Origin of the sequence: Geminicoccus roseus DSM 18922, from assembly GCF_000427665.1 — a bacterium.
Classification (GTDB): Bacteria; Pseudomonadota; Alphaproteobacteria; order Geminicoccales; family Geminicoccaceae; genus Geminicoccus; species Geminicoccus roseus.
Map to the genome: position 1 here is coordinate 2633529 of NZ_KE386572.1, position 18662 is coordinate 2652190.

The following is an 18662-nucleotide window of genomic DNA, read 5'->3' on the forward strand; positions in this document are numbered from 1 at the left end:
TCATCCCAGTTCGGCCAGCCGCTCGCCGCCGGGCAGGCGGGCGAGGATCATCGCCCGGGCGGCATGCGACACGCTCTCGTCGACGATCCGCTCGAACACCTCGCCGGTGAACGCGAAGGTCAGCATCGAGCGGGCCAGCGCCTCGTCCAGCCCGCGCGAGCGCAGGTAGAACAGGCCGGCCGGATCCAGGTCGCCGCAGGTGGCGCCATGGCTGCACTTCACGTCGTCGGCATAGATCTCGAGCTCGGGCTTGGCATCGATCTCCGCATCGTCCGAAAGCAGCAGGTTGGTGCTCTTCTGGTACGAATTGGTGCGCTGCGCATCCTTGTGCACGAAGATCTTGCCGCTGAAGACCGCGTGGCCCCGCTCGTCGGCGACCGTCTTGTAGAACTGGTCGGACTCGCAGTCGGGCTGCTCGTGATGCATGCGGATCAGCGTGTCGGCGTGCTCGGTGCCCCGCGGCATGGTCAGGCCGTTCAGGGTCGCGTTGCTGTGCGTCCCGCGCAGGCGGACCTCCATCTCGTGCCGCTGCAGAGTCCCGCCCAGCGCCATCGTGGTCTGGGTCAGCCTGGAGCGGCTGCCCAGGGCATAGCGCGACCGGGTGATCGAGCTGCGCCCGTCGCCGTGCTGGGAGGTGCGGTCGAGGGTCAGCTCCGCGTCGTCGGCGATCTCCACCGTCTCGACCTGGTTGAGCAGGCTCTCGCCCGCCCCCAGCGCCACGGTGGTCAGGATCGCGTGCAGGCGGGCACCCTTGCCCAGGCGGATCACGTGGCGGGGATGCACCATGAACGCGCTGGAGGATGGGGTGAGCAGCGAGATGACCTGCAGCGGCTCGTCCACCGCTACCCCGTCATCCAGGGTGATGAACGCGCCATCCTCGGTAAGCGCCCGGTTGAGCGCCTCGAAGGAATGCTCGGGCTCGCCCTCGATCTGGGCGCGGTCGACCAGTTCCGGGCTTTCGGCCAGGACATGGGCGAGCGGGCGCACGACCATCCCGGCCGGCAGGCCGCCGATATGGCTGAGCTGCGGGACGATCCGGCCATTCACCATGATCAGCCGGCGCGCCTTGTGGCCGCCCGCGAAGTGCGGGATGACCAGCGAGGCGTCGGCGCTGTCGCGCGGCGCCACGCCGAACGGCTTGTTCACCAGGCTCGCGGCGTTGGTGTACTTCCAGTTCTCGACGCGCGGCGTGGGCACGCCCAGCGCGTTGAACCGCTCGAAGGCGGCGGCGCGCTGTTCCAGCGCCTTGCCGGAACTGCCGGCCGCCTCGCCGCGCAGGCGCTCGAAGGCCTCCGCGAAGGCGGGCACCGGATCCACGGTGCGGTTGCGGGCGATGCTGGTCATGCCGCGATCTCGCCGAACTCAGCGCCGAGCACGCCGCCATAGCCCTTGTCCTCCAGGGTCTTCGCCAGCGAGCTGTCGCCGCTCATCTGGATCTGGCCCTTGGCGAGCACATGGACATGGTCCGGCACGATGTAGTCGAGCAGGCGCTGGTAGTGGGTGATGATCAAAAAGCCGCGGTCGGGTGAGCGCATCCGGTTGACGCCATCAGCCACCGTGCGCAGCGCGTCGATGTCGAGGCCGCTGTCGGTCTCGTCCAGGATGCACATGCGCGGCTCGAGCATGGTCATCTGCAGGATCTCGTTGCGCTTCTTCTCGCCGCCGGAGAAGCCGCGGTTGACGTCGCGCTTGAGCAGCGCGTCGCTCATCCCGATGAGCCCGGCCTTCTCGCGAATCATCTTCATGAACGCGGCGGCGCTGATCTCCTCCTCGCCGCGGGCCTTGCGGATCGAGTTCATCGCCTGGCGCAGGAAGTACATGTTGGAGACGCCCGGGATCTCGACCGGGTACTGCATCGCCAGGAAGAAGCCGGCCGCGGCCCGCTCCTCCGGCTCCTGCTCCAGGATGTCCTCGCCGTTCAGGGTCACGCTGCCGCTGGTCACGTCGTAGCCGTCACGGCCGGCCAGGACGTAGGCCAGCGTGCTCTTGCCCGATCCGTTCGGGCCCATGATCGCATGGACCTCCCCGGGGCGAACGGTGAGCGAGACGCCCTTGAGGATTTCCTTGTCGTCGATGTTCGCGTGCAGGTCTTTGATTTCGAGCATGGTCTTCTTCGATCCGGCTGGGTGCCGTCGCACCCCGAAAAATGGTTCAGGACAGGGCGCGGCTCAGCCGACGCTGTGCTCAAGGCTGATCGCCAGCAGCTTCCTGGCCTCGACCGCGAACTCCATCGGCAGCTCGTCCATCACCTCACGGCAGAAGCCGTTGACGATCAGCGCCACCGCGTCCTCGTCGGAGATGCCGCGCGAGCGGCAGTAGAACAGCTGGTCGTCGGAGATCTTCGAGGTGGTCGCCTCGTGCTCGCACACCGCGGAGCGGTTGCGGACCTCGATGTAGGGCACGGTGTGCGCCCCGCACTGGTCGCCGATCAGCATCGAGTCGCACTGGGTGTAGTTGCGCGCGTTCTGGGCGGACTTGAGGACCTTCACCTGGCCACGATAGGTGCTGTCCGACCTGCCGGCGGAGATGCCCTTCGCGACGATGCGCGAGCGGGTGTTCTTGCCGATATGGATCATCTTCGTGCCGGTGTCGGCCTGCTGGTGATTGTTGGTCACCGCGACCGAGTAGAACTCGCCCACCGAGTTGTCGCCCTGGAGGATGCAGGACGGGTACTTCCAGGTGATCGCCGAGCCGGTCTCGACCTGGGTCCAGCTGATCTTGCTGTTCTTGCCGCGGCAGGCGCCACGCTTGGTGACGAAGTTGTAGATGCCGCCCTTGCCGTCCTTGTCGCCCGGGTACCAGTTCTGCACGGTCGAGTACTTGATCTCGGCATCGTCCAGCGTGATCAGCTCGACCACGGCGGCATGCAGCTGGTTCTCGTCGCGCATCGGCGCGGTGCAGCCCTCGAGGTAGCTGACATAGCTGCCCTCGTCCGCGATGATCAGGGTACGCTCGAACTGGCCGGTGCCCTTCTCGTTGATGCGGAAATAGGTGCTCAGCTCCATCGGGCAGCGCACGCCCTTGGGGATGTAGACGAAGCTGCCGTCGGTGAAGACCGCCGCGTTGAGCGCCGCGAAGAAGTTGTCGCCGGCCGGGACCACGCTGCCCAGATACTTGCGCACCAGCTCGGGATGGTCCTGCACCGCCTCGGACATCGAGCAGAAGATGATGCCCAGCTCGTGCAGCTTCTTGCGGAAGGTGGTCGCGACCGAGACGCTGTCGAACACGTAGTCGACCGCGACGCCGGCCAGGATCTCCTGCTCCTTGATCGGGATGCCGAGCTTCTCGTAGGTGCGCAGGATCTCCGGGTCGATCTCGTCCAGGCTCTTCGGGCGCTCCTTGATCTTGGGCGCCGAGTAGTAGCTGATCGCCTGGTAGTCGATCGGCTCGTAGTCGACCTTCTGCCAGGTCGGCTCCGACATGGTCTGCCAGCGCCGGTAGGCGGCCAGGCGCATCTCAAGGAGCCATTCGGGCTCCTGCTTCTTGGTCGAGATCAGACGAATGACGTCTTCGCTCAGGCCAATGGGCGCATTGTCCGCCTCGATCTCGGTGACGAACCCGTACTTGTAGTCGCCGCCGGTATACTCGCGGACCGTCTCGAGCGCGGTCGCCATGGATGTCGATCTCCCGTTTTCGTCGATCAGGCAGTCAGATATTTCGGGTCGCGCGCCGGAGCGTGCTTCGGGTCCTCGCCGTCGGTGCCGGCCTCGAGAAACGCCGCTGGGACCGTGCGCGCCATCTCGTCGATGGATACGGCGTCCAGCGCCACCCGGATCGCATGGTTGATGGTGTGCCAGTTGGTCCGGGCCGGACAGAACGAGTCGATGCCGCACTCCGCGCCGTTCGGGTCCAGGCAGCTGGTGATCGCGATCGGGCCGTCCACCGCCTCGATCACCCGGGCCACCGACACGCGCTCGGTGGCGCAGGCCAGACCATAGCCGCCCTTCGCACCCCGATGGCTGACCAGCAGCCCGGCGCGCACCAGCGTCTTCAAGAGCTTGCTGGTCGTCGGCAAGGGGATGCCGGTGGCGGCGGCGAGCTCCGGCGCGCTCCAATGACGTGCGGGATGACGCGCGACCTGCGTGGTCAGCACGATCCCGTAATCAGCAAGGCGGCTCAGTCGAATCACGCTACCTACGGCCGGTTGTGCAGCTCGGAACCATTCCAGACCGGTTCGGTCCAGTTTGCACTGCTCAATTGGCGTCGGCGGGCGCTATGTCAAGCGACCACATGGGCGGCCACGGGCCGGAATCGACAATGGCCGGTCCAGGAAGCAGGCTGGATGGGACAGGCTGCTGGCGGGTGCTGGACAGGTCGTTCGCCGCTGCGCTGGACGATCCCTGCAGCATGGCCCGCGCGGCCGGCATGCGCGAAGGAAACGGCTGTATGGACAATCCTGAAGAAGGGGGGCGGCGCATCCTGACCGGCGGCTGTCTGTGCGGGGCGATCCGCTATGCCGTGACCGACAGGTTCAGCTATGCCCTGAACTGCCACTGCTCCGACTGCCGCCGAGCCACCGGTTCGGCGTTCAAGCCCTTCGCCGGGATCGAGCGGGACAGGCTGCGCATCACCCAGGGCCGGGACAGCCTCCTGCTTCGGGGCGACGAGGCCGCCCACGACGCCTGCTGCAGACGATGCGGCTCGCTGCTGTACTCGGTGGTCCGCGACGGGACGTTCGTGCATGTCCTCATGGGCTCGCTCGCCGACGATCCCTCGATCCGCCCGAGCGCGCACATCTTCGTCGCGTCGAAGGCGCCATGGTTCACCATCACCGACGACCTGCCGCAGCATGCCGGGCACGCAACGGCCGAGCCGGTGGAGGAATAGCTCCGGCAATCGCTGCCGGATGGCGGTATGCTTGAGCCGGCCGGCCGGTTCTGCCAGCGTCGGGTGGCCGGGTGACCCCGGCGGTTCGATCGTTGCGGAGCTTCCCGATCATCATGTCCACTGCGTTGCCGCTTGCCGGGATCAGGGTCCTGGATCTCAGCCGGATCCTGGCCGGCCCCACCTGCACCCAGCTCTTGGGCGATCTCGGCGCCGAGGTGATCAAGATCGAGAAGCCGGGCGAGGGCGACGACACCCGCAAATGGGGGCCGCCCTATGTCCAGGACGCCGAGGGCAAGGACACCCGCGAGAGCGCCTATTATCTCGCCGCCAACCGCAACAAGCGCTCGGTCGCGGTGGACATCGCCAGGCCGGAGGGCGCGGCCCTGGTCCGGCGCCTGCTGGCCGACTGCCAGATCCTGGTGGAGAACTTCAAGGTCGGCGGGCTGGCCAAGTACGGCCTGGGCTATGAACAGCTGCGCGAGGAATTCCCGTCCCTGGTCTACTGCTCGATCACCGGCTTCGGCCAGACCGGGCCGTACCGGGACCGGCCGGGCTACGACTACCTGGCCCAGGGCTATGGCGGGCTCATGAGCGTGACCGGGGAGCCGGACGGCGAGCCGATGAAGGTGGGAACCGCCGTCGTCGACGTGCTGTGCGGCATGTACGCGTCCGTGGGCATCCTGGCGGCCCTGCGCCATGCGGAGCGGACGGGGCAGGGGCAGCAGATCGACGTCGCGCTCCTGGACAGCCAGGTGGCCGGGATGATCAACCAGGCCACCAACTACCTGGTGTCGGGCAAGGTGCCCGGCCGGTTGGGCAACCAGCATCCGAACATCGTGCCCTACCGGGTCTACCAGGCGAAGGACGGCTACGTGATCCTGGCGGTCGGCAACGATACCCAGTTCCGCCGCTTCTGCGCATTCGCGGGCCTGCCGGAGCTGGCGGACGACCCGCGCTTCGCCACCAACAAGGCGCGGGTGCGGCATCGCGCGGAGATGGACGCGATCCTGCCGCCGGTCATGGCGAGCCGCACGATCGCGGAGTGGGTGCGGGAACTGAGTGCGCTGGGCGTCCCCTGCGGGCCGGTCAACACGCTGGCGGACGTGTTCGAGGACGAGCAGGTCGAGGCGCGCGGCATGAGGATCGAGGTGCCGCATGCCAGCGCCGCCAAGGGTAGCGTGCCGCTCCTGGGCAACCCGCTGCGGCTTTCGGCGACGCCGGTGCGCTACGAGAAGGGCCCGCCGACCCTGGGCCAGGACACGGACGAGGTGCTGCAGGAGCAGCTGGATCTGCCGGAGCACGAGTTGGCCCGGCTGCGGGAAGAGGGGGTGATCGGCTGAGGCCGGCCGGTCAGCCCGGCTGTGCCTGCCGCCCCGGCGCCCGGTAGCTGGAGCTGGCGAAGGTCGGGTGGTCGGCCTTCAGGAAGAACAGATGGATCTGCCAGAGCAGGCCGTCGCCCGGGCGCCACAGGGGGTCGCACAGGTCGGCCGGGCGGAAGCCCATTCCCTTCAGGTGCAGGGACATCTCGTCGAAGGTGAGGTTGCGGCCGCCGGCGAAGCCCAGCTTGAAGTTGTAGCACTCCATCATGAGGATCGCGGTCTGGCGCAGGGTCTCGGCAGCCCCGGCCAGGATCGGCAGCTCCGCGCCATGGGTGTCGAACTTCAGGAAGTAGGGCGGGGGCAGGGCATGCTGGGCGATCAGCGTGTCCAGCCTCACCGAGCGAATCCGCTGGGCGTCGCCGTCGATCGGACCTTCCAGGGCGATCCCGCCGGTCCGGTCGGTCTTGCGCATGCCGATCTCGCCGTCGTGCTCGGCCAGCGCGGCGACCTCGCCGACCAGGCCCGGCATCTTCTTGGCGAGCTGGTCCCAGACCGGGCGGAAATTCTCGTCCATGTCGATCAGCAGCACCCGGGCACCCGGCCACTGCTCGACGAAGGACAAGGCGTCGTCGCCCTTGCCGGAGCCCAGGCACACCAGGGTCCCGATCTCGTCGACATTGGCGCGCAGCCGCTTCAGGGTCGAGGCCAGCGAGGTCGGGTGCGCCAGCATCGCCGCCTGGGACAGCTTCGGCGCCGCCGGCTTTGGCGCAGGCGCCGGCGCAGCGCTGGCGGGTGCCGCAGGCGGCGGAGCCGCGAACTCGTCCCTGCCGGTGGCCACTGCCCAGGCGCGGCGGAGCCTCGTCAGCAGATCGGATCGGCCGGTCCCTTGCATGCTCGTCTCCCAGGCTCGCGCTAAAGGCGCCCGACGCGGCGCCGCTGGCCCCTTGGCAGGACTGCGGGGCGATTCGTCAAGGCTGCTCTGGTCGTCAAGGCTGCTCTGGCCGCGATGGCCGATGCCTGCCCCCTTGCGCAGGGGGTGCGGGCGCTGGATCCGCACGACTGCGTTGCAGGATTGCATTGGCGGGTGCCGCCGCCCTTCACCGGAGAGCCGGTCGATGGTAAGGGGGCCGCGTTCGCCGGACGGGGGTGGTCCGTCCGAGGCCGAAGGTCCGTGCTTCATGAAGATCGTCGCTGCCAACAGCAATCGCCCGCTCGCCGAGGCGATTGCGGCTTCCCTGCGCATGCCGCTGACCGCGGCCAGCGTCCAGCGATTCGCCGACATGGAGGTGTGGGTCGAGATCCACGAGAACGTCCGCGGCGAGGACGTCTTCATCGTCCAGTCGACCAGCTACCCGGCCAACGACCATCTGATGGAACTGCTGGTCTGCATCGACGCGCTGCGCCGCGCCTCGGCCCGCCGGATTACCGCCGTGGTTCCCTATTTCGGCTATGCCCGCCAGGACCGGAAGCCGGGTCCGCGCACGCCGATCTCGGCCAAGCTGGTCGCCAACCTGATCACCCGGGCCGGCGCCGACCGGGTCCTGACCCTCGAGCTGCATGCTGCCCAGATCCAGGGCTTCTTCGACATCCCCGTCGACAACATGTTCACCACCCCGATCATGGTGCCCGACATCGTCACCCATCTCGGCACCGAGGACCTGGTGATCGTGTCGCCGGACGTGGGCGGGGTGAGCCGGGCGCGCGGCTTCGCCAAGCGGATGGGCGTGCAGCTCGCGATCGTCGACAAGCGCCGCGAGAAGCCGGGCGCGTCCGAGGTCATGAACGTGATCGGCGAGGTCGGCGGCAAGCGCTGCATCCTGGTGGACGACATCGTCGACTCCGGCGGGACCTTGTGCAATGCGGCAACCGCGCTATTGAAGGCCGGTGCGCGCAGCGTGCAGGCCTACTGCACCCACGGCGTGCTGAGTGCCGGCGCCGTGGCGCGGGTGGCGGCGTCCGACCTGGAGCGGCTGGTGATCACCGATTCGATCCGGCCGACCGAGGCGGTGCGCGTCACCGACAAGATCCGGGTCGTGTCGGTCGCCCAGTTCATGGGCGAGGCGATCAAGCGGATCTCGAGCGAGGCATCGGTCAGCTCGCTGTTCGACTGACGCCGCCTGAAAGTTTTTCGTGATGGCCTGTCCGGGGCCGGGCATGGGGCCCAGGTGCCGGAGGGGTGGAGTAGAGTGACGATGAGTGATGTCCTGACCCTGAGCGCCGAAGCGCGCTCGAACCACGGCAAGGGTCCCGCCCGCGCGCTGCGGCGCGCCGGCAAGGTGCCGGCGATCATCTACGGGCCCGGCGGCGAGCCGGAGATGTGCGCCCTGGTGTTCAACGAGCTGAAGAAGGTCGCCAACAAGCGCAGCTTCTTCAACCAGCTGATGGTGCTCGACTTCGGCAACGGCCGCTCCGAGCGGGTGCTGCCGCGCGAGGCGCAGTACCATCCCGTCACCAGCGATCCGATGCATGTCGACTTCTACCGTGCCGGCGAGCATGCCACGGTGATCGTCGAAGTCCCGGTCGTCTTCCTCAACGAGGCTCACTCCCCGGGCCTGAAGATGGGCGGCACGCTCAACATCGTGCGCCGCACCGTCGAGGTCCACGTTCCGGCCGACGCCATCCCGGATCACCTGGAGGTCGACCTGACCGGCCGCGAGATCGGCGACACGGTCCACTTCAGCGAGATCACCCTGCCGCAGGGCGTGAAGCCGACCATCACCGATCGCGACTTCACGATCTGCTCGATCGTTCCGCCGACGGTCGCTCCCGAGGAGTGAGCCTGATGCCGGGCCCGTCGAGGCGTTCATGAAATCCGTGGCATGAAGTTCATGGCATGAAGCTCTTCGTCGGGCTCGGCAATCCGGGCGACCAGTACGCGCGCAACCGCCACAATATCGGGTTCATGGCACTGGAAGCGATCGCTTCCCGCCACCGGGCCTCCAACTGGCAGCGCAAATGGCAGGGCAGGCTCGCCGACGCGACCATCGGAACCGAACGCGTCCTGCTCCTGATGCCGCAGACCTTCATGAACCAGTCCGGCCGGTCGGTGGCGGAGGCGGTGCGCTTCCACAAGCTGCTCCCCGACGACGTCGTGGTGTTCCACGACGAACTCGACCTGGCGCCGGGCAAGGTCCGGGTGAAGCTGGGCGGCGGCGTCGCTGGCCATAACGGCCTGCGCTCGATCCGCGACTGCCTGGGCACGGCCGAGTACAAGCGTGTCCGGCTGGGCATCGGCCATCCCGGGCACAAGGAGAAGGTGCTGGGCCATGTGCTCGGCGACTTCGCCAAGGCGGACAGGCCCTGGGTGGATCCGCTGCTGGATGCCCTGGCCGATGCCGCCCCGTTTCTTGCCTCGGGCGACGATGCCGGTTTCATGAACCGCATCGCCCTGCTCACCGCACCGCCCAAGCCTCCCAGGCCGCTTCGCGTGGAAGAGCCGCCGGCGACCGGATGAACCCGTGCCGCCGCGGTGATCCTGCCAGCGGCTACTCTTCCTCCAGCTGCCTGCGGTACTGGGCGAACTGCGCAAGCGTCTCCTCGGGCACAACCGGAAAATGCAGGTCGAGGCGCGTCATGCTGTCGACGATCGCCCCGGCGACCACCAGCCGGGTGAACCATTTGTTGTCCGCCGGAACGACATACCAGGGCGCATGTGGCGCTGCGGTCGCCTGGATCGCCTTCTCGTAGGCAGACATGTAGTCGTCCCAGTAGGCGCGTTCCTTCAGGTCGCCAGCCTCGAACTTCCAGTTCTTCTCGGGATTGTCGAGCCGCTTCAGGAAGCGCTTCTTCTGCTCCTTCTTGGAGACGTTGAGGAAGAACTTCAGGATCAGCGTGCCCTGGCGCGCCAGGTAGCGCTCGAAATGGGCGATGTCCTCCAGCCGCTCGTCGAAGATGCCCGGGCTGATCAGCGTGGGCGGCAACTGCTGCGCTTGGAGGATCTCGCGGTGGACGCGGGCAACCAGCACTTCCTCATAGTAGGAGCGGTTGAACACGCCGATCCGGCCGCGCTCGGGCAGGTTGCGGCTGGTGCGCCACATGAAGTCGTGGTCCAGTTCCTCCGCCGAGGGGCGCTTGAAGGAGTAGACCTGGACACCCTGCGGGTTGACCCCGGACATGACGTGCTTGATCGCGCTGTCCTTGCCGGCCGCGTCGATCGCCTGGAAGATCAGCAGCACCGACCAGCGGTTCTGCGCATAGAGCATCTCCTGCAGCTCGGTCAGGCGCTCGATGCCGACCCGCAGATAGTCCTTCGCGTCCGCCTTCTCGATGCCCAGCTCGTGGGTATCCGCCGGGTCGTGATCGGAGAGCCGGAATGCCTGCCCGTTCTCGATGCGGTACGGTGCCAGGAATTCGTCCAGCGCCATCATCATGCTCCAGGTCCTCGCATCGTTTCCTGGCCAAGTTGATCGTCCGGCAGGCATTGGCAAGGCTGCCATGCCTCCCTGCCGCTCGCATCCGCGCCCAGACCCGGCTAGAACCCCGGCAACTTGGTTCCTCTCGCACCTCCTGGACGATCATGGGCTTCAATTGCGGTATCGTCGGGCTGCCGAATGTCGGCAAGTCCACGCTGTTCAACGCGCTGACCAAGACCGCGGCGGCGGCGGCGGCGAACTACCCGTTCTGCACGATCGAACCCAACACCGGCCGGGTGCCGGTGCCGGACCCGCGCATCGAAAAGCTGGCCGCGATCGCCAAGTCGCAGAAGACCATCCCGACCCAGCTGGAGATCAAGGACATCGCCGGGCTGGTGAGGGGCGCCTCGAAGGGCGAAGGGCTGGGCAACCAGTTCCTGGGCGCCATCCGCGAGGTCGACGCGGTGCTGCACGTGCTGCGCTGCTTCGAGGACGACGACGTGACCCATGTCGAGGGCGGCGTCGATCCCTTGCGCGACCTGGAGCTGATCGAGACCGAGCTGCTGCTGGCGGACATGGACAGCCTGGAGCGCCAGCGCGACGCCCTGGTGAAGCGCGCGAAGGGCAACGACAAGGAGGCCAAGGAGCGGCTGGCGCTGGCCGAGAAGCTGCTGCCGCCGATCGGCGACGGCATCCAGGTCCGCTCGATCCCGCTGGCGCCCGAGGAGCGCGAGCTGGCTCGCAGCTTCCAGCTGATGACGGCCAAGCCGGTCCTCTACGTGCTGAACGTCGAGGAGGGGGCCGCGGCCACCGGCAACGCGCACAGCGCCAGGGTCGCCGCCGAGGTCGCCAAGCACGACGCCGGCTCGGTGGTGATCTCGGCCTCGATCGAGGCGGAACTGGCCCAGCTCTCCGACGAGGAGCAGGAGGAGTACCTGGCCTCCCTCGGGCTGGAGGAGCCCGGCCTGAACAAGGTGATCCGCGCCGGCCACGACCTTCTGGGCCTGCTCACCTTCTTCACGGTGGGCCCCAAGGAGGCGCGGGCCTGGACGGCGCACCGCGGCGCCACCGGCCCGGAAGCCGCCGGGGTGATCCATACCGACTTCCAGCGCGGCTATATCTGCGCCGAGATCATCGCCTATGACGATTTCGTGGCGCTTGGCGGCGAGCAGAAGGCCAAGGAAGTCGGCAAGATGCGCCTGGAAGGCAAGGACTACGTGGTGAAGGACGGCGACGTCTGCCACTTCCGGTTCAACGTCTGAGATGCCGCCGCGGGCCTCCCTCCGGACTGCCATTATAGCCCTGGCGGTCCTGGCCAGCCTCCTGCCTGCCGCCGGCCGGGCGGAAGCGCCGGTCGAGGCCCTGCGGGAGGCGATGGTCCTTCGCCTGGAAGCCATGCCGGACGTCGCCCGGCACAAGTGGAACAATGGATCACCCGTGGAGGACCTGCCGCGCGAGCAGGTCGTGATCGAGGCGGCCGTCCGGGAGGGCGAAGGCCTGGGCCTTGCCGACAGCGTCGTCCGCCCGGCCGTGGCGGCCCAGATCGAGGCGGCCAAGGCGGTTCAGGCCGCCCTGATCGTCCGCTGGACCGCGGAGGAAAGCGGCCCCTTTGCCGGCGTGCCGGATCTGGCGTCGGTGCTGCGGCCGCAGGTCCAGGAGGCGACCAGCGCCTTTCTGCGCGCGCTTGCCGGGGCGCTGGCCGACCTGCGCGAATGCGCGGCGGTGCTCGAACTTCGGGCGCTGCCGCCGGCGCTGAGCGACCATCCGGAGGCGTGGCGGATCGCGGCCGAGGGGGTCCTGGCCGCGGCGCAAGGGGCGGCAGCGCCGGCCTGTTCCCCCTGATCGCCGGTCTCAGATGTCCAGGTCGACGCTCACCGGCACATGGTCGGAGGGCTGGTCCCAGCCGCGCGCGCTGCGCAGGATCGAGCCGCCCGCCAGCCGGTCCCTGATCGCCGGCGCCAGCCAGACATGGTCCAGGCGGCGGCCGCGGTCGCTGACCTCCCAGTCGCGGTTGCGGTACGACCACCAGGAATAGAGCTTTTCCGACGGCGGCACGATCTGGCGCAGCGCGTCGGTGAAGTCGTAGCCCGCCTGGACCCGCTTCAGGGCCTCCACCTCGACGGGTGTGTGGGAGACGACGCCCAGGAGCTGCTTGTGGCTCCAGACGTCCTGCTCCAGCGGCGCGATGTTCAGGTCGCCGACCACCACCATCCGGTGGTCGCGCCGCTCCATCCCCTCCAGCCACACCGCCATCTCGTTCAGCATCTGCAGCTTGTGCGCGAATTTCGGGTTGGTCTCGGGATCGGGGATGTCGCCGCCGGCCGGCACGTAGAAGTCGTGGACCTCCAGCTCGTTCTCCAGGGTCACGAAGCAGTGGCGCGCATGGTCGCTGCCGCACCAGGTCCGGGTGCCGACCGAGCGGAACGGGAGCTTCGAGAGGATCGCCACGCCATGATAGGCCTTCTGGCCGTAGACATGCTGGTAGGGGAAGCCCAGCGCCCGCATGGCCTCTCCAGGGAAGCGCTCGGTCTCGATCTTGATCTCCTGCAGGCACAGGACATCGGGCCGCACCTCCTCGACGACGCGGGCCAGCAGGTCCAGCCGGATCCTGATCGAGTTGACGTTCAGCGTGGTGATCCGCAGGGGCAAGATCGGCTCCGGTAGGCAGGTGCGGGGGCAGATAGGGGCGGCGTCAGGTCGGGCGGACGAAGCTTTGGCGCAGATGCTCGCAGGGCTCCCGGCAGACACAGCCCTCCAGGTGGTCGTTGACCAGCCCGCAGGACTGCATGAAGGCATAGACGGTGGTGGGTCCCACGAAGCTCCAGCCACGCTTGCGCAGGAGCTTGGACAGCGCGGTCGACTCCGGGCTCTTGGTGAGCGGGATCAGGGTCTCGGGGATGATCCGCTCCGGTCGGGCTTCCGGCGGCGGCTCGAAGCTCCAGACGAGGCCGGCCAGCGTCTGGCCCTGCTCGCGCAGTTCCAGGTAGCGCTGCGCGTTGTTCAGGACCGATTCGATCTTGCCGCGATGGCGCACGATGCCGGCGTCGCCCAGCAGGCGCTCCAGGTCGGCCTGGCCGAACCGGACCAGGCGCTCCGGCACGAAGCCGGCGAAGGCGGCCCGGAAGTTCTCGCGCTTGCGCAGGATGGTCAGCCAGGAAAGTCCCGACTGGAAGCCCTCCAGGCAGAGCTTCTCGAACAAGCGGATCTCGTCGGCGACCGGCCGGCCCCATTCGGTGTCGTGGTAGAGCCGATAGTCCGGCAGGCCGCCATGCCAGCGGCAGGTGGCGGTGCCATCCGGGTCGTGCAGCAGGCCGTCGCTCAACGTGCTTGGATCCTGGAAGCGGGTTCGGTTTGACCGCGGGGTTCTACCAGGGGGCCGGGGAGATTGCATCGCCGGAACTTGCGCGCCAATTTCCGCGCGACCGCAACAACACCGAAGATACGGGGAGGACCGGGCATGCCACGCTTCGTGGAGCGATTCGGACTGGACGGCAAGAAGGCGCTGGTGACCGGCGCCAGCAAGGGGATGGGCGTCGAGATCTGCGCGGTGCTGGCGGATGCCGGCGCGGACATCGTGGCGGTGGCGCGCGACAAGGAGGGGCTCGCCCAGACCAAGGCGCTGGTGGAGAAGGCCGGGCGCCGCTGCCTGACGGTGGAAGCCGACATGGCGACCGTGGAAGGGCCGCGTCATGCCGCAAAGGTCGCGCTGGACGCCTGGGGCACCATCGACATCCTGGTCAACAATGCCGGGATCGCCCGGGTCTCCCCGATCCTCGAGCATTCGGCCGAGGACTGGGACCTGGTGATGGCGGTGAACCTGCGGGCACCCTTCCTGATGGCGCAGGCGCTGGCGCCGAAGATGATCGAGCAGCGCCGGGGCAAGATCATCAACATCAGCTCGCAGACCAGTGCGGTGGCCCTGGTCGATCATGCCGCCTACCAGGCGTCGAAGAACGGGCTCAACGCGCTCGGCAAGTGCATGACGATCGAGTGGGCGCAGTACAACATCCAGATCAACGCGATCTGCCCCACCGTGGTGATGACCCCGATGGGGCAGCAGGTCTGGGGGGCGCCGGAGAAAGGCGACCCGATGAAGGCGAAGATCCCGGCCGGCCGGTTCCTAGAATCGATCGAGGTGGCGGACAGCGTGCTGTTCCTGGCTTCCGACGCATCCAACATGATCACCGGCGAGACCTTGTTCCTCGACGGTGGCTACTGCTCAGCCTGATCGGATCGGTGGCCAGGGTGCCTGTTGCGGGCACCCTGAAGCCTAGGAGAGCAGGTCTCCTCGGGAGTGAACTTGGGTGATTCGCAATCCCTGAGAAAGGGATAAACCATTCCTTTCCTGAAAGTCATCATTGCTCTCAAAACGCTGCGTTGATTATCGTCGCATCGCCAGAAGCCATCGCTGAATGGCTGTCAGACCCATGCCCGGCACTGGCCGGTACTGGTGCATGAAATCTTGTTAATTTCCTGAAATGCGGTGGATTATCAGTCGTTTCCTTGTCAGTCCCGGAGCCCGGGCAGCGAACAACTGCTCCAGTTCTGGTGCGACGACAGGAAACAAGAATGCGCTCCCTAAGCACCGCCGCGGGTGCCCGCCCGATGGCTGTTCTCGGGCTGGCCCTGCTGGCCTGGTCCGCCACCATGACGGCATCGCCCTTGCCCGTGCAGGCATCCGACATGCAGCTGGAGGATCGGGTCCGGCTGCACCGCACGCCGTCACGCGGCATGGAGTTCGTGCCGATCGCCAAGGCCGGCACCTCCGGCGGTGGCAAGTCCTCGCTCAAGGTCGAGATCGTCCGGCAGATCAGCATCGACGGCAACGCGATCGACAACGCCTACTCCAGCGTCCTGCCGCTCGACTTCAACAATAACGGCACTGCCGAGTTCCTGCACTGGAACGGCCACCGGATCATGCGCCTCTATGGCCGCTACGGCGGCAAGGTCTGGCAGATCTACAATCCTTCCGGGCGCAAGCAGAGTTCCGAGGCCTACACGCATCGGGACGGCGCTGCGGTCCTCGACCTGGACGGCGACCGCTCCGACGACGTCCTGCACTGCTGGCAGTCCGGCTCGCAGAAGCTCCTGATCGCCCGCGACGGCAGCACGGGCAAGGAGATCCGCCGGGCCAGCCTGAGCGGCCAGAGCAACGGCCCGACCGCGTTTTGCCGGATCTCGGTGTACCGGCAGCAGGCCAGCAAGCAGCCGATCATCCTGGTGGCGCACCAGCAGCCGGGCGGGAGCGCCAAGTGCGGCGGCAGGAACTGGGTCGACAACTGGACCCGGGTGGTGGCGTACGACACCAAGCTGAAAAAGCTGTGGACCACCGACACCTGCCATGCCGGCCACCAGACCGCCGGCGTCGACGCCAACAATGACGGTTACCAGGAGTATTTCTTCGTCGGCAAGTACGCCCTGGACTTCAACGGCAAGATCCGCTGCAGCCTGAAGGGCTGGCACCCGTCCGACCATGTTGACGCGATCCGGGTGGCCAGGCTCGACCCGAGCTCGTCGCGGATGACGGCGGTCGCGGTGGGGCTGACCGGCGGCGGCGCGTTCGATGCCAGCAACTGCAAATGGCTCTGGGGGCTGCCCAAGTCGGTCCGGAACCCGCAGGAACTGGCGATCGCGCAGCTGGACCCGGCCCCCAAGCCACTTTCGATCACGGTCACCCAGCGCGGCTCGGAAACAAATCCGAAGACCTTCGTCCTGAACGCTGACGGCAAGCTGACCCGCGCCATCTCGCGCCGGATCATCCCGATGCAGAATGCCGAGCTGGACGGCAACCGGACGAATGACGAGCTCCTGGCAATGTTCGGCGAGGTGTTCACCGGCACCGGCAAGCAGCTCCTGTCGCGCAGCTGGTACTGGAACCTCAAGGGCACCCGCGTCACCCAGAAGAGCACTTCCAACGTCTATGACCGCTGGGTGGCCTTCCCGCTGCTCTACGACGTCGACAATGACGGCAAGGACGAGTTCGTCACCTGGGGGCAGAGCCTGATCGTGGTCGGCAAGCCAGGCTGACCAATGAAAATGGCGGCGACGTCCAGGCACGTCGTCGCCGCACCGCTGCTTTTGCTGTCCGCTTGTTGCGTTCCGGGCAACTTGCGGAAGTGTCGGAAACATCACCTGCAACTTACTCGGGTACGATCGGAGGAGCGGAGGGTCTTCTCCTGCGCTCGTTCCCTGGTTTCCGGATATTAATCTGGTGGGGTTGCGCAGGATCACCGGAAATGCCGCGATTCCGAGCAATCACGCGATCATAATGCCGGGACAGCGTTCCTGTTGTCGCAGCCGGACATGAATGAAAACTCGTCCATTTCCCGAATTGTCGTGGAATGGAGGGACGTTTTCTTGTCATTTCCGACGGCGGGAAAAACTAACTTCCCGCCTATCCAGTGCGACATCAGGAAACGAACATGCGATTCCCGCGAACCGCTGAACGGCCTCGTGTGCATGCTGTGCTGGGAGCTGGCCTCCTGGCTGCGCTCGTGGCGAGCTTGGCATGGCCCGCAGACAGCCGAGCCGGCAGCCTCGAAACCAAGCTCGAGGACCGCGTTCTGCTTCATCGCAACGCTCCCCGCGGCATGGAATATGTGCCCACCTCGCGTTCGGGATCGTCCTCAGGGGGCAAATCCTCGCTCAAGGTCAAGGTTCTCAAGAAGCTCAACATCGACGGCAACGCGATCGACAACGCCTATTCCAGCGTCCTGCCGCTCGATTCGAACAATGATGGCAAGTATGGCTACCTGCACTGGAACGGCCACCGCATCATGCGGCTGTTCGACAGGAATGGTAAGAAGATCTGGCAGGTCTACAACGGCTCCGGCCGCAAGCAGAGTTCCGAAGCCTACATCCATCGCGATTCGGCGGCGATTCTGGACCTGGACGGCGACAAGAAGGACGACATTCTTCACTGCTGGCAGTCCGGTTCGACCAAGCGTCTGGTCGCCCGTGACGGCGCGACCGGCAAGGAGATCCGCCGGGTCAACCTGAGCGGCCAGAGCAACGGCCCGACCGCTTATTGCCGGGTCGCGGTCTACCGCCAGCAGAAGACCAAGAAGCCGATCATCCTGGTGGCGCACCAGCAGCCGGGCGGCAGCGCGAAGTGCAACAAGAAGAACTGGGTCGACAACTGGACCCGGGTGGTGGCCTTCGACACCAAGCTGAAGAAGCTGTGGACCAAGGATACCTGTCATGCCGGCCACCAGACCGCCGGCGTCGACGCCAACAATGATGGCTATCAGGAGTATTTCTTCGTCGGCAAGTACGCGATGGACTTCAACGGCAAGACCCGCTGCAGCCTGAAGGGCTGGAGCAAGACCGACCATGTCGATGCGATCCGGGTGGCCAAGCTCGACCCGAAGTCGTCGAAGCTGACGGCGGTCGCGATCGGCATGAGCGGTGGCGGCGCCTATGACGCCAGCAACTGCAAGTGGCTGTGGAAGGTGCCGGTCAAGAACCCGCAGGAACTGGCGATCGCGCAACTCGACCCGGCGCCGAAGCCGCTCTCGGTCACGGTCACCCAGCGGGGCACGGAGAAGAGCCCGAAGACCTACGTCCTGAACTCCAAGGGCAAGGTCATCCGCAAGATCTCGCGCCGGATCATCCCGATGCAGAACGCCCAGCTGGACGGAAACAAGAAGAACGACGAGCTGGTGGCGATGTTCGGCGAGGTGTTCACCGGTACCGGCAAGCAGCTCCTCTCGCGCAGCTGGTACTGGAACCTCAAGGGTTCCAAGGTGAAGCAGAAGAGCACCTCCAACGTCTATGACCGCTGGGTGGCGTTCCCGCTGCTGTTCGACGTCGACAAGGACGGCAAGGACGAGCTCATCACCTGGGGGCAGAGCCTGATCGTGGTCGGCCGGCCCGGCTGACGCCTGCAATCCTTCCTCTCGGAGGCCCCCGGAAAGCCGGGGGTCTTTTTTGCGCCTGCCGGCGAACTTTACCTGAAAATCAAAGCTGAGGCGGAACAATTCCACTAACGCATTGTGCATCAACGTGAATCAACCAATAAATTCCCGGCAAAATGTCTTTGTTTTTATGAAATACTCGTAATTTCCGCGACATCGATAGACCAGCCTTCAACGGCGATCTACTTCCTGGTTCAACTCGGCAGGTCCGGTCGGACATGCCCGTGGGCGGGGAGCCGGAATGATCG

19 protein-coding genes are annotated in these 18662 nt (G+C 66.6%); 10 read left to right on the top strand and 9 right to left on the bottom strand.

Features of this window, described 5'->3' with window-relative positions; genetic code table 11:
* The 4 genes from sufD to GEMRO_RS0113360 form a co-directional block, all read right to left on the bottom strand.
* Positions 1 to 1344 carry a Fe-S cluster assembly protein SufD gene (sufD, locus tag GEMRO_RS29500; RefSeq protein WP_051329039.1) on the bottom strand — a complete coding sequence of 448 codons (1344 nt, stop codon included), beginning with the start codon at positions 1342 to 1344 and terminating at the stop codon, positions 1 to 3.
* Positions 1341 to 2105 (bottom strand): Fe-S cluster assembly ATPase SufC, encoded by a 765-nt coding sequence (sufC, locus tag GEMRO_RS0113350; protein WP_027134391.1) that lies wholly within the window; start codon positions 2103 to 2105, stop codon positions 1341 to 1343. The genes sufD and sufC overlap by 4 nt, the downstream gene beginning before the upstream one ends.
* 63 nt (positions 2106 to 2168) lie before the next feature.
* Positions 2169 to 3614, bottom strand: coding sequence for a Fe-S cluster assembly protein SufB (sufB, locus tag GEMRO_RS0113355; protein ID WP_027134392.1), 1446 nt, complete (start codon positions 3612 to 3614; stop codon positions 2169 to 2171).
* A gap of 26 nt (positions 3615 to 3640) precedes the next feature.
* Positions 3641 to 4129: an SUF system Fe-S cluster assembly regulator gene (locus tag GEMRO_RS0113360; RefSeq protein ID WP_027134393.1), complete on the bottom strand. Its 489-nt coding sequence runs from the start codon at positions 4127 to 4129 to the stop codon at positions 3641 to 3643.
* Between the two features lie 257 nt (positions 4130 to 4386).
* Between GEMRO_RS0113360 and GEMRO_RS0113365 the strand changes: the two genes are divergently transcribed.
* Complete coding sequence (locus GEMRO_RS0113365) at positions 4387 to 4827, top strand: GFA family protein (protein WP_027134394.1); 441 nt, start codon at positions 4387 to 4389, stop codon at positions 4825 to 4827.
* 113 nt (positions 4828 to 4940) lie between these two features.
* Positions 4941 to 6167: a CaiB/BaiF CoA transferase family protein gene (locus GEMRO_RS0113370; RefSeq protein WP_205624973.1), complete on the top strand. Its 1227-nt coding sequence runs from the start codon at positions 4941 to 4943 to the stop codon at positions 6165 to 6167.
* A gap of 10 nt (positions 6168 to 6177) precedes the next feature.
* Here GEMRO_RS0113370 and GEMRO_RS29505 read toward each other — a convergent pair whose 3' ends face one another.
* Positions 6178 to 7038: an FkbM family methyltransferase gene (locus tag GEMRO_RS29505; protein WP_169728386.1), complete on the bottom strand. Its 861-nt coding sequence runs from the start codon at positions 7036 to 7038 to the stop codon at positions 6178 to 6180.
* 286 nt (positions 7039 to 7324) lie between these two features.
* On the opposite strand from GEMRO_RS29505, the gene GEMRO_RS0113385 reads away from it, so the two are divergent.
* From GEMRO_RS0113385 to pth, 3 genes are all read left to right on the top strand, one after another.
* The gene (locus GEMRO_RS0113385; RefSeq protein WP_027134397.1) at positions 7325 to 8257 is read left to right on the top strand and encodes a ribose-phosphate pyrophosphokinase; all 933 of its coding nucleotides are present in this window, start codon (positions 7325 to 7327) and stop codon (positions 8255 to 8257) included.
* 81 nt (positions 8258 to 8338) lie between these two features.
* Positions 8339 to 8923, top strand: a complete 585-nt coding sequence (locus tag GEMRO_RS0113390) for a 50S ribosomal protein L25/general stress protein Ctc (RefSeq protein ID WP_027134398.1) — start codon at positions 8339 to 8341, stop codon at positions 8921 to 8923.
* 56 nt (positions 8924 to 8979) lie between these two features.
* Positions 8980 to 9600, top strand: a complete 621-nt coding sequence (pth, locus tag GEMRO_RS29510) for an aminoacyl-tRNA hydrolase (protein ID WP_084506941.1) — start codon at positions 8980 to 8982, stop codon at positions 9598 to 9600.
* 31 nt (positions 9601 to 9631) lie between these two features.
* On the opposite strand, the gene GEMRO_RS0113400 is transcribed toward pth, so the two are convergent.
* Positions 9632 to 10513 carry a polyphosphate kinase 2 family protein gene (locus tag GEMRO_RS0113400; RefSeq protein ID WP_157505793.1) on the bottom strand — a complete coding sequence of 294 codons (882 nt, stop codon included), beginning with the start codon at positions 10511 to 10513 and terminating at the stop codon, positions 9632 to 9634.
* 149 nt (positions 10514 to 10662) lie between these two features.
* On the opposite strand from GEMRO_RS0113400, the gene ychF reads away from it, so the two are divergent.
* Both ychF and aroQ read left to right on the top strand, forming a co-directional pair.
* Positions 10663 to 11760, top strand: coding sequence for a redox-regulated ATPase YchF (gene ychF / locus GEMRO_RS0113405; RefSeq protein WP_027134400.1), 1098 nt, complete (start codon positions 10663 to 10665; stop codon positions 11758 to 11760).
* A 1-nt stretch (position 11761) separates the two neighbouring features.
* Positions 11762 to 12340, top strand: coding sequence for a gamma subclass chorismate mutase AroQ (gene aroQ / locus GEMRO_RS32680; RefSeq protein WP_051329040.1), 579 nt, complete (start codon positions 11762 to 11764; stop codon positions 12338 to 12340).
* Between the two features lie 9 nt (positions 12341 to 12349).
* On the opposite strand, the gene GEMRO_RS0113415 is transcribed toward aroQ, so the two are convergent.
* Both GEMRO_RS0113415 and GEMRO_RS0113420 read right to left on the bottom strand, forming a co-directional pair.
* A complete protein-coding gene (locus GEMRO_RS0113415; RefSeq protein ID WP_322100041.1) occupies positions 12350 to 13147 on the bottom strand; it encodes an exodeoxyribonuclease III in 798 nt (265 codons plus the stop codon).
* A gap of 43 nt (positions 13148 to 13190) precedes the next feature.
* Complete coding sequence (locus tag GEMRO_RS0113420) at positions 13191 to 13820, bottom strand: DNA-3-methyladenine glycosylase I (protein ID WP_027134402.1); 630 nt, start codon at positions 13818 to 13820, stop codon at positions 13191 to 13193.
* A gap of 135 nt (positions 13821 to 13955) precedes the next feature.
* On the opposite strand from GEMRO_RS0113420, the gene GEMRO_RS0113425 reads away from it, so the two are divergent.
* A complete protein-coding gene (locus tag GEMRO_RS0113425) occupies positions 13956 to 14726 on the top strand; it encodes an SDR family NAD(P)-dependent oxidoreductase (protein WP_027134403.1) in 771 nt (256 codons plus the stop codon).
* Between the two features lie 341 nt (positions 14727 to 15067).
* Positions 15068 to 16525: a hypothetical protein gene (locus tag GEMRO_RS0113430; RefSeq protein ID WP_027134404.1), complete on the top strand. Its 1458-nt coding sequence runs from the start codon at positions 15068 to 15070 to the stop codon at positions 16523 to 16525.
* 236 nt (positions 16526 to 16761) lie between these two features.
* Here GEMRO_RS0113430 and GEMRO_RS0113435 read toward each other — a convergent pair whose 3' ends face one another.
* The gene (locus tag GEMRO_RS0113435; protein WP_027134405.1) at positions 16762 to 17070 is read right to left on the bottom strand and encodes a hypothetical protein; all 309 of its coding nucleotides are present in this window, start codon (positions 17068 to 17070) and stop codon (positions 16762 to 16764) included.
* Positions 17071 to 17097: 27 nt separating this feature from the next.
* Here GEMRO_RS0113435 and GEMRO_RS0113440 point away from each other — a divergent pair, with 27 nt between their 5' ends.
* Positions 17098 to 18378 (top strand): hypothetical protein, encoded by a 1281-nt coding sequence (locus GEMRO_RS0113440; protein WP_157505581.1) that lies wholly within the window; start codon positions 17098 to 17100, stop codon positions 18376 to 18378.
* Positions 18379 to 18662: the final 284 nt, after the last annotated feature.

What these genes read in the sequence shown, in the direction of transcription:
- GEMRO_RS0113370 (WP_205624973.1), top strand. Translation starts at nt 4,941, where the DNA reads ATGTCCACTGCGTTGCCGCTTGCCGGGATCAGGGTCCTGGATCTCAGC.
- GEMRO_RS0113390 (WP_027134398.1), top strand. Translation starts at nt 8,339, where the DNA reads ATGAGTGATGTCCTGACCCTGAGCGCCGAAGCGCGCTCGAACCACGGC.
- GEMRO_RS0113430 (WP_027134404.1), top strand. Translation starts at nt 15,068, where the DNA reads ATGCGCTCCCTAAGCACCGCCGCGGGTGCCCGCCCGATGGCTGTTCTC.
- GEMRO_RS0113435 (WP_027134405.1), bottom strand. Translation starts at nt 17,070, where the DNA reads ATGAAGCAGAACGCGGTCCTCGAGCTTGGTTTCGAGGCTGCCGGCTCG.
- aroQ (WP_051329040.1), top strand. Translation starts at nt 11,762, where the DNA reads ATGCCGCCGCGGGCCTCCCTCCGGACTGCCATTATAGCCCTGGCGGTC.
- ychF (WP_027134400.1), top strand. Translation starts at nt 10,663, where the DNA reads ATGGGCTTCAATTGCGGTATCGTCGGGCTGCCGAATGTCGGCAAGTCC.
- sufB (WP_027134392.1), bottom strand. Translation starts at nt 3,614, where the DNA reads ATGGCGACCGCGCTCGAGACGGTCCGCGAGTATACCGGCGGCGACTAC.
- GEMRO_RS0113400 (WP_157505793.1), bottom strand. Translation starts at nt 10,513, where the DNA reads ATGATGGCGCTGGACGAATTCCTGGCACCGTACCGCATCGAGAACGGG.
- GEMRO_RS29505 (WP_169728386.1), bottom strand. Translation starts at nt 7,038, where the DNA reads ATGCAAGGGACCGGCCGATCCGATCTGCTGACGAGGCTCCGCCGCGCC.
- sufC (WP_027134391.1), bottom strand. Translation starts at nt 2,105, where the DNA reads ATGCTCGAAATCAAAGACCTGCACGCGAACATCGACGACAAGGAAATC.
- sufD (WP_051329039.1), bottom strand. Translation starts at nt 1,344, where the DNA reads ATGACCAGCATCGCCCGCAACCGCACCGTGGATCCGGTGCCCGCCTTC.
- GEMRO_RS0113425 (WP_027134403.1), top strand. Translation starts at nt 13,956, where the DNA reads ATGCCACGCTTCGTGGAGCGATTCGGACTGGACGGCAAGAAGGCGCTG.
- GEMRO_RS0113385 (WP_027134397.1), top strand. Translation starts at nt 7,325, where the DNA reads ATGAAGATCGTCGCTGCCAACAGCAATCGCCCGCTCGCCGAGGCGATT.
- pth (WP_084506941.1), top strand. Translation starts at nt 8,980, where the DNA reads ATGAAGCTCTTCGTCGGGCTCGGCAATCCGGGCGACCAGTACGCGCGC.
- GEMRO_RS0113365 (WP_027134394.1), top strand. Translation starts at nt 4,387, where the DNA reads ATGGACAATCCTGAAGAAGGGGGGCGGCGCATCCTGACCGGCGGCTGT.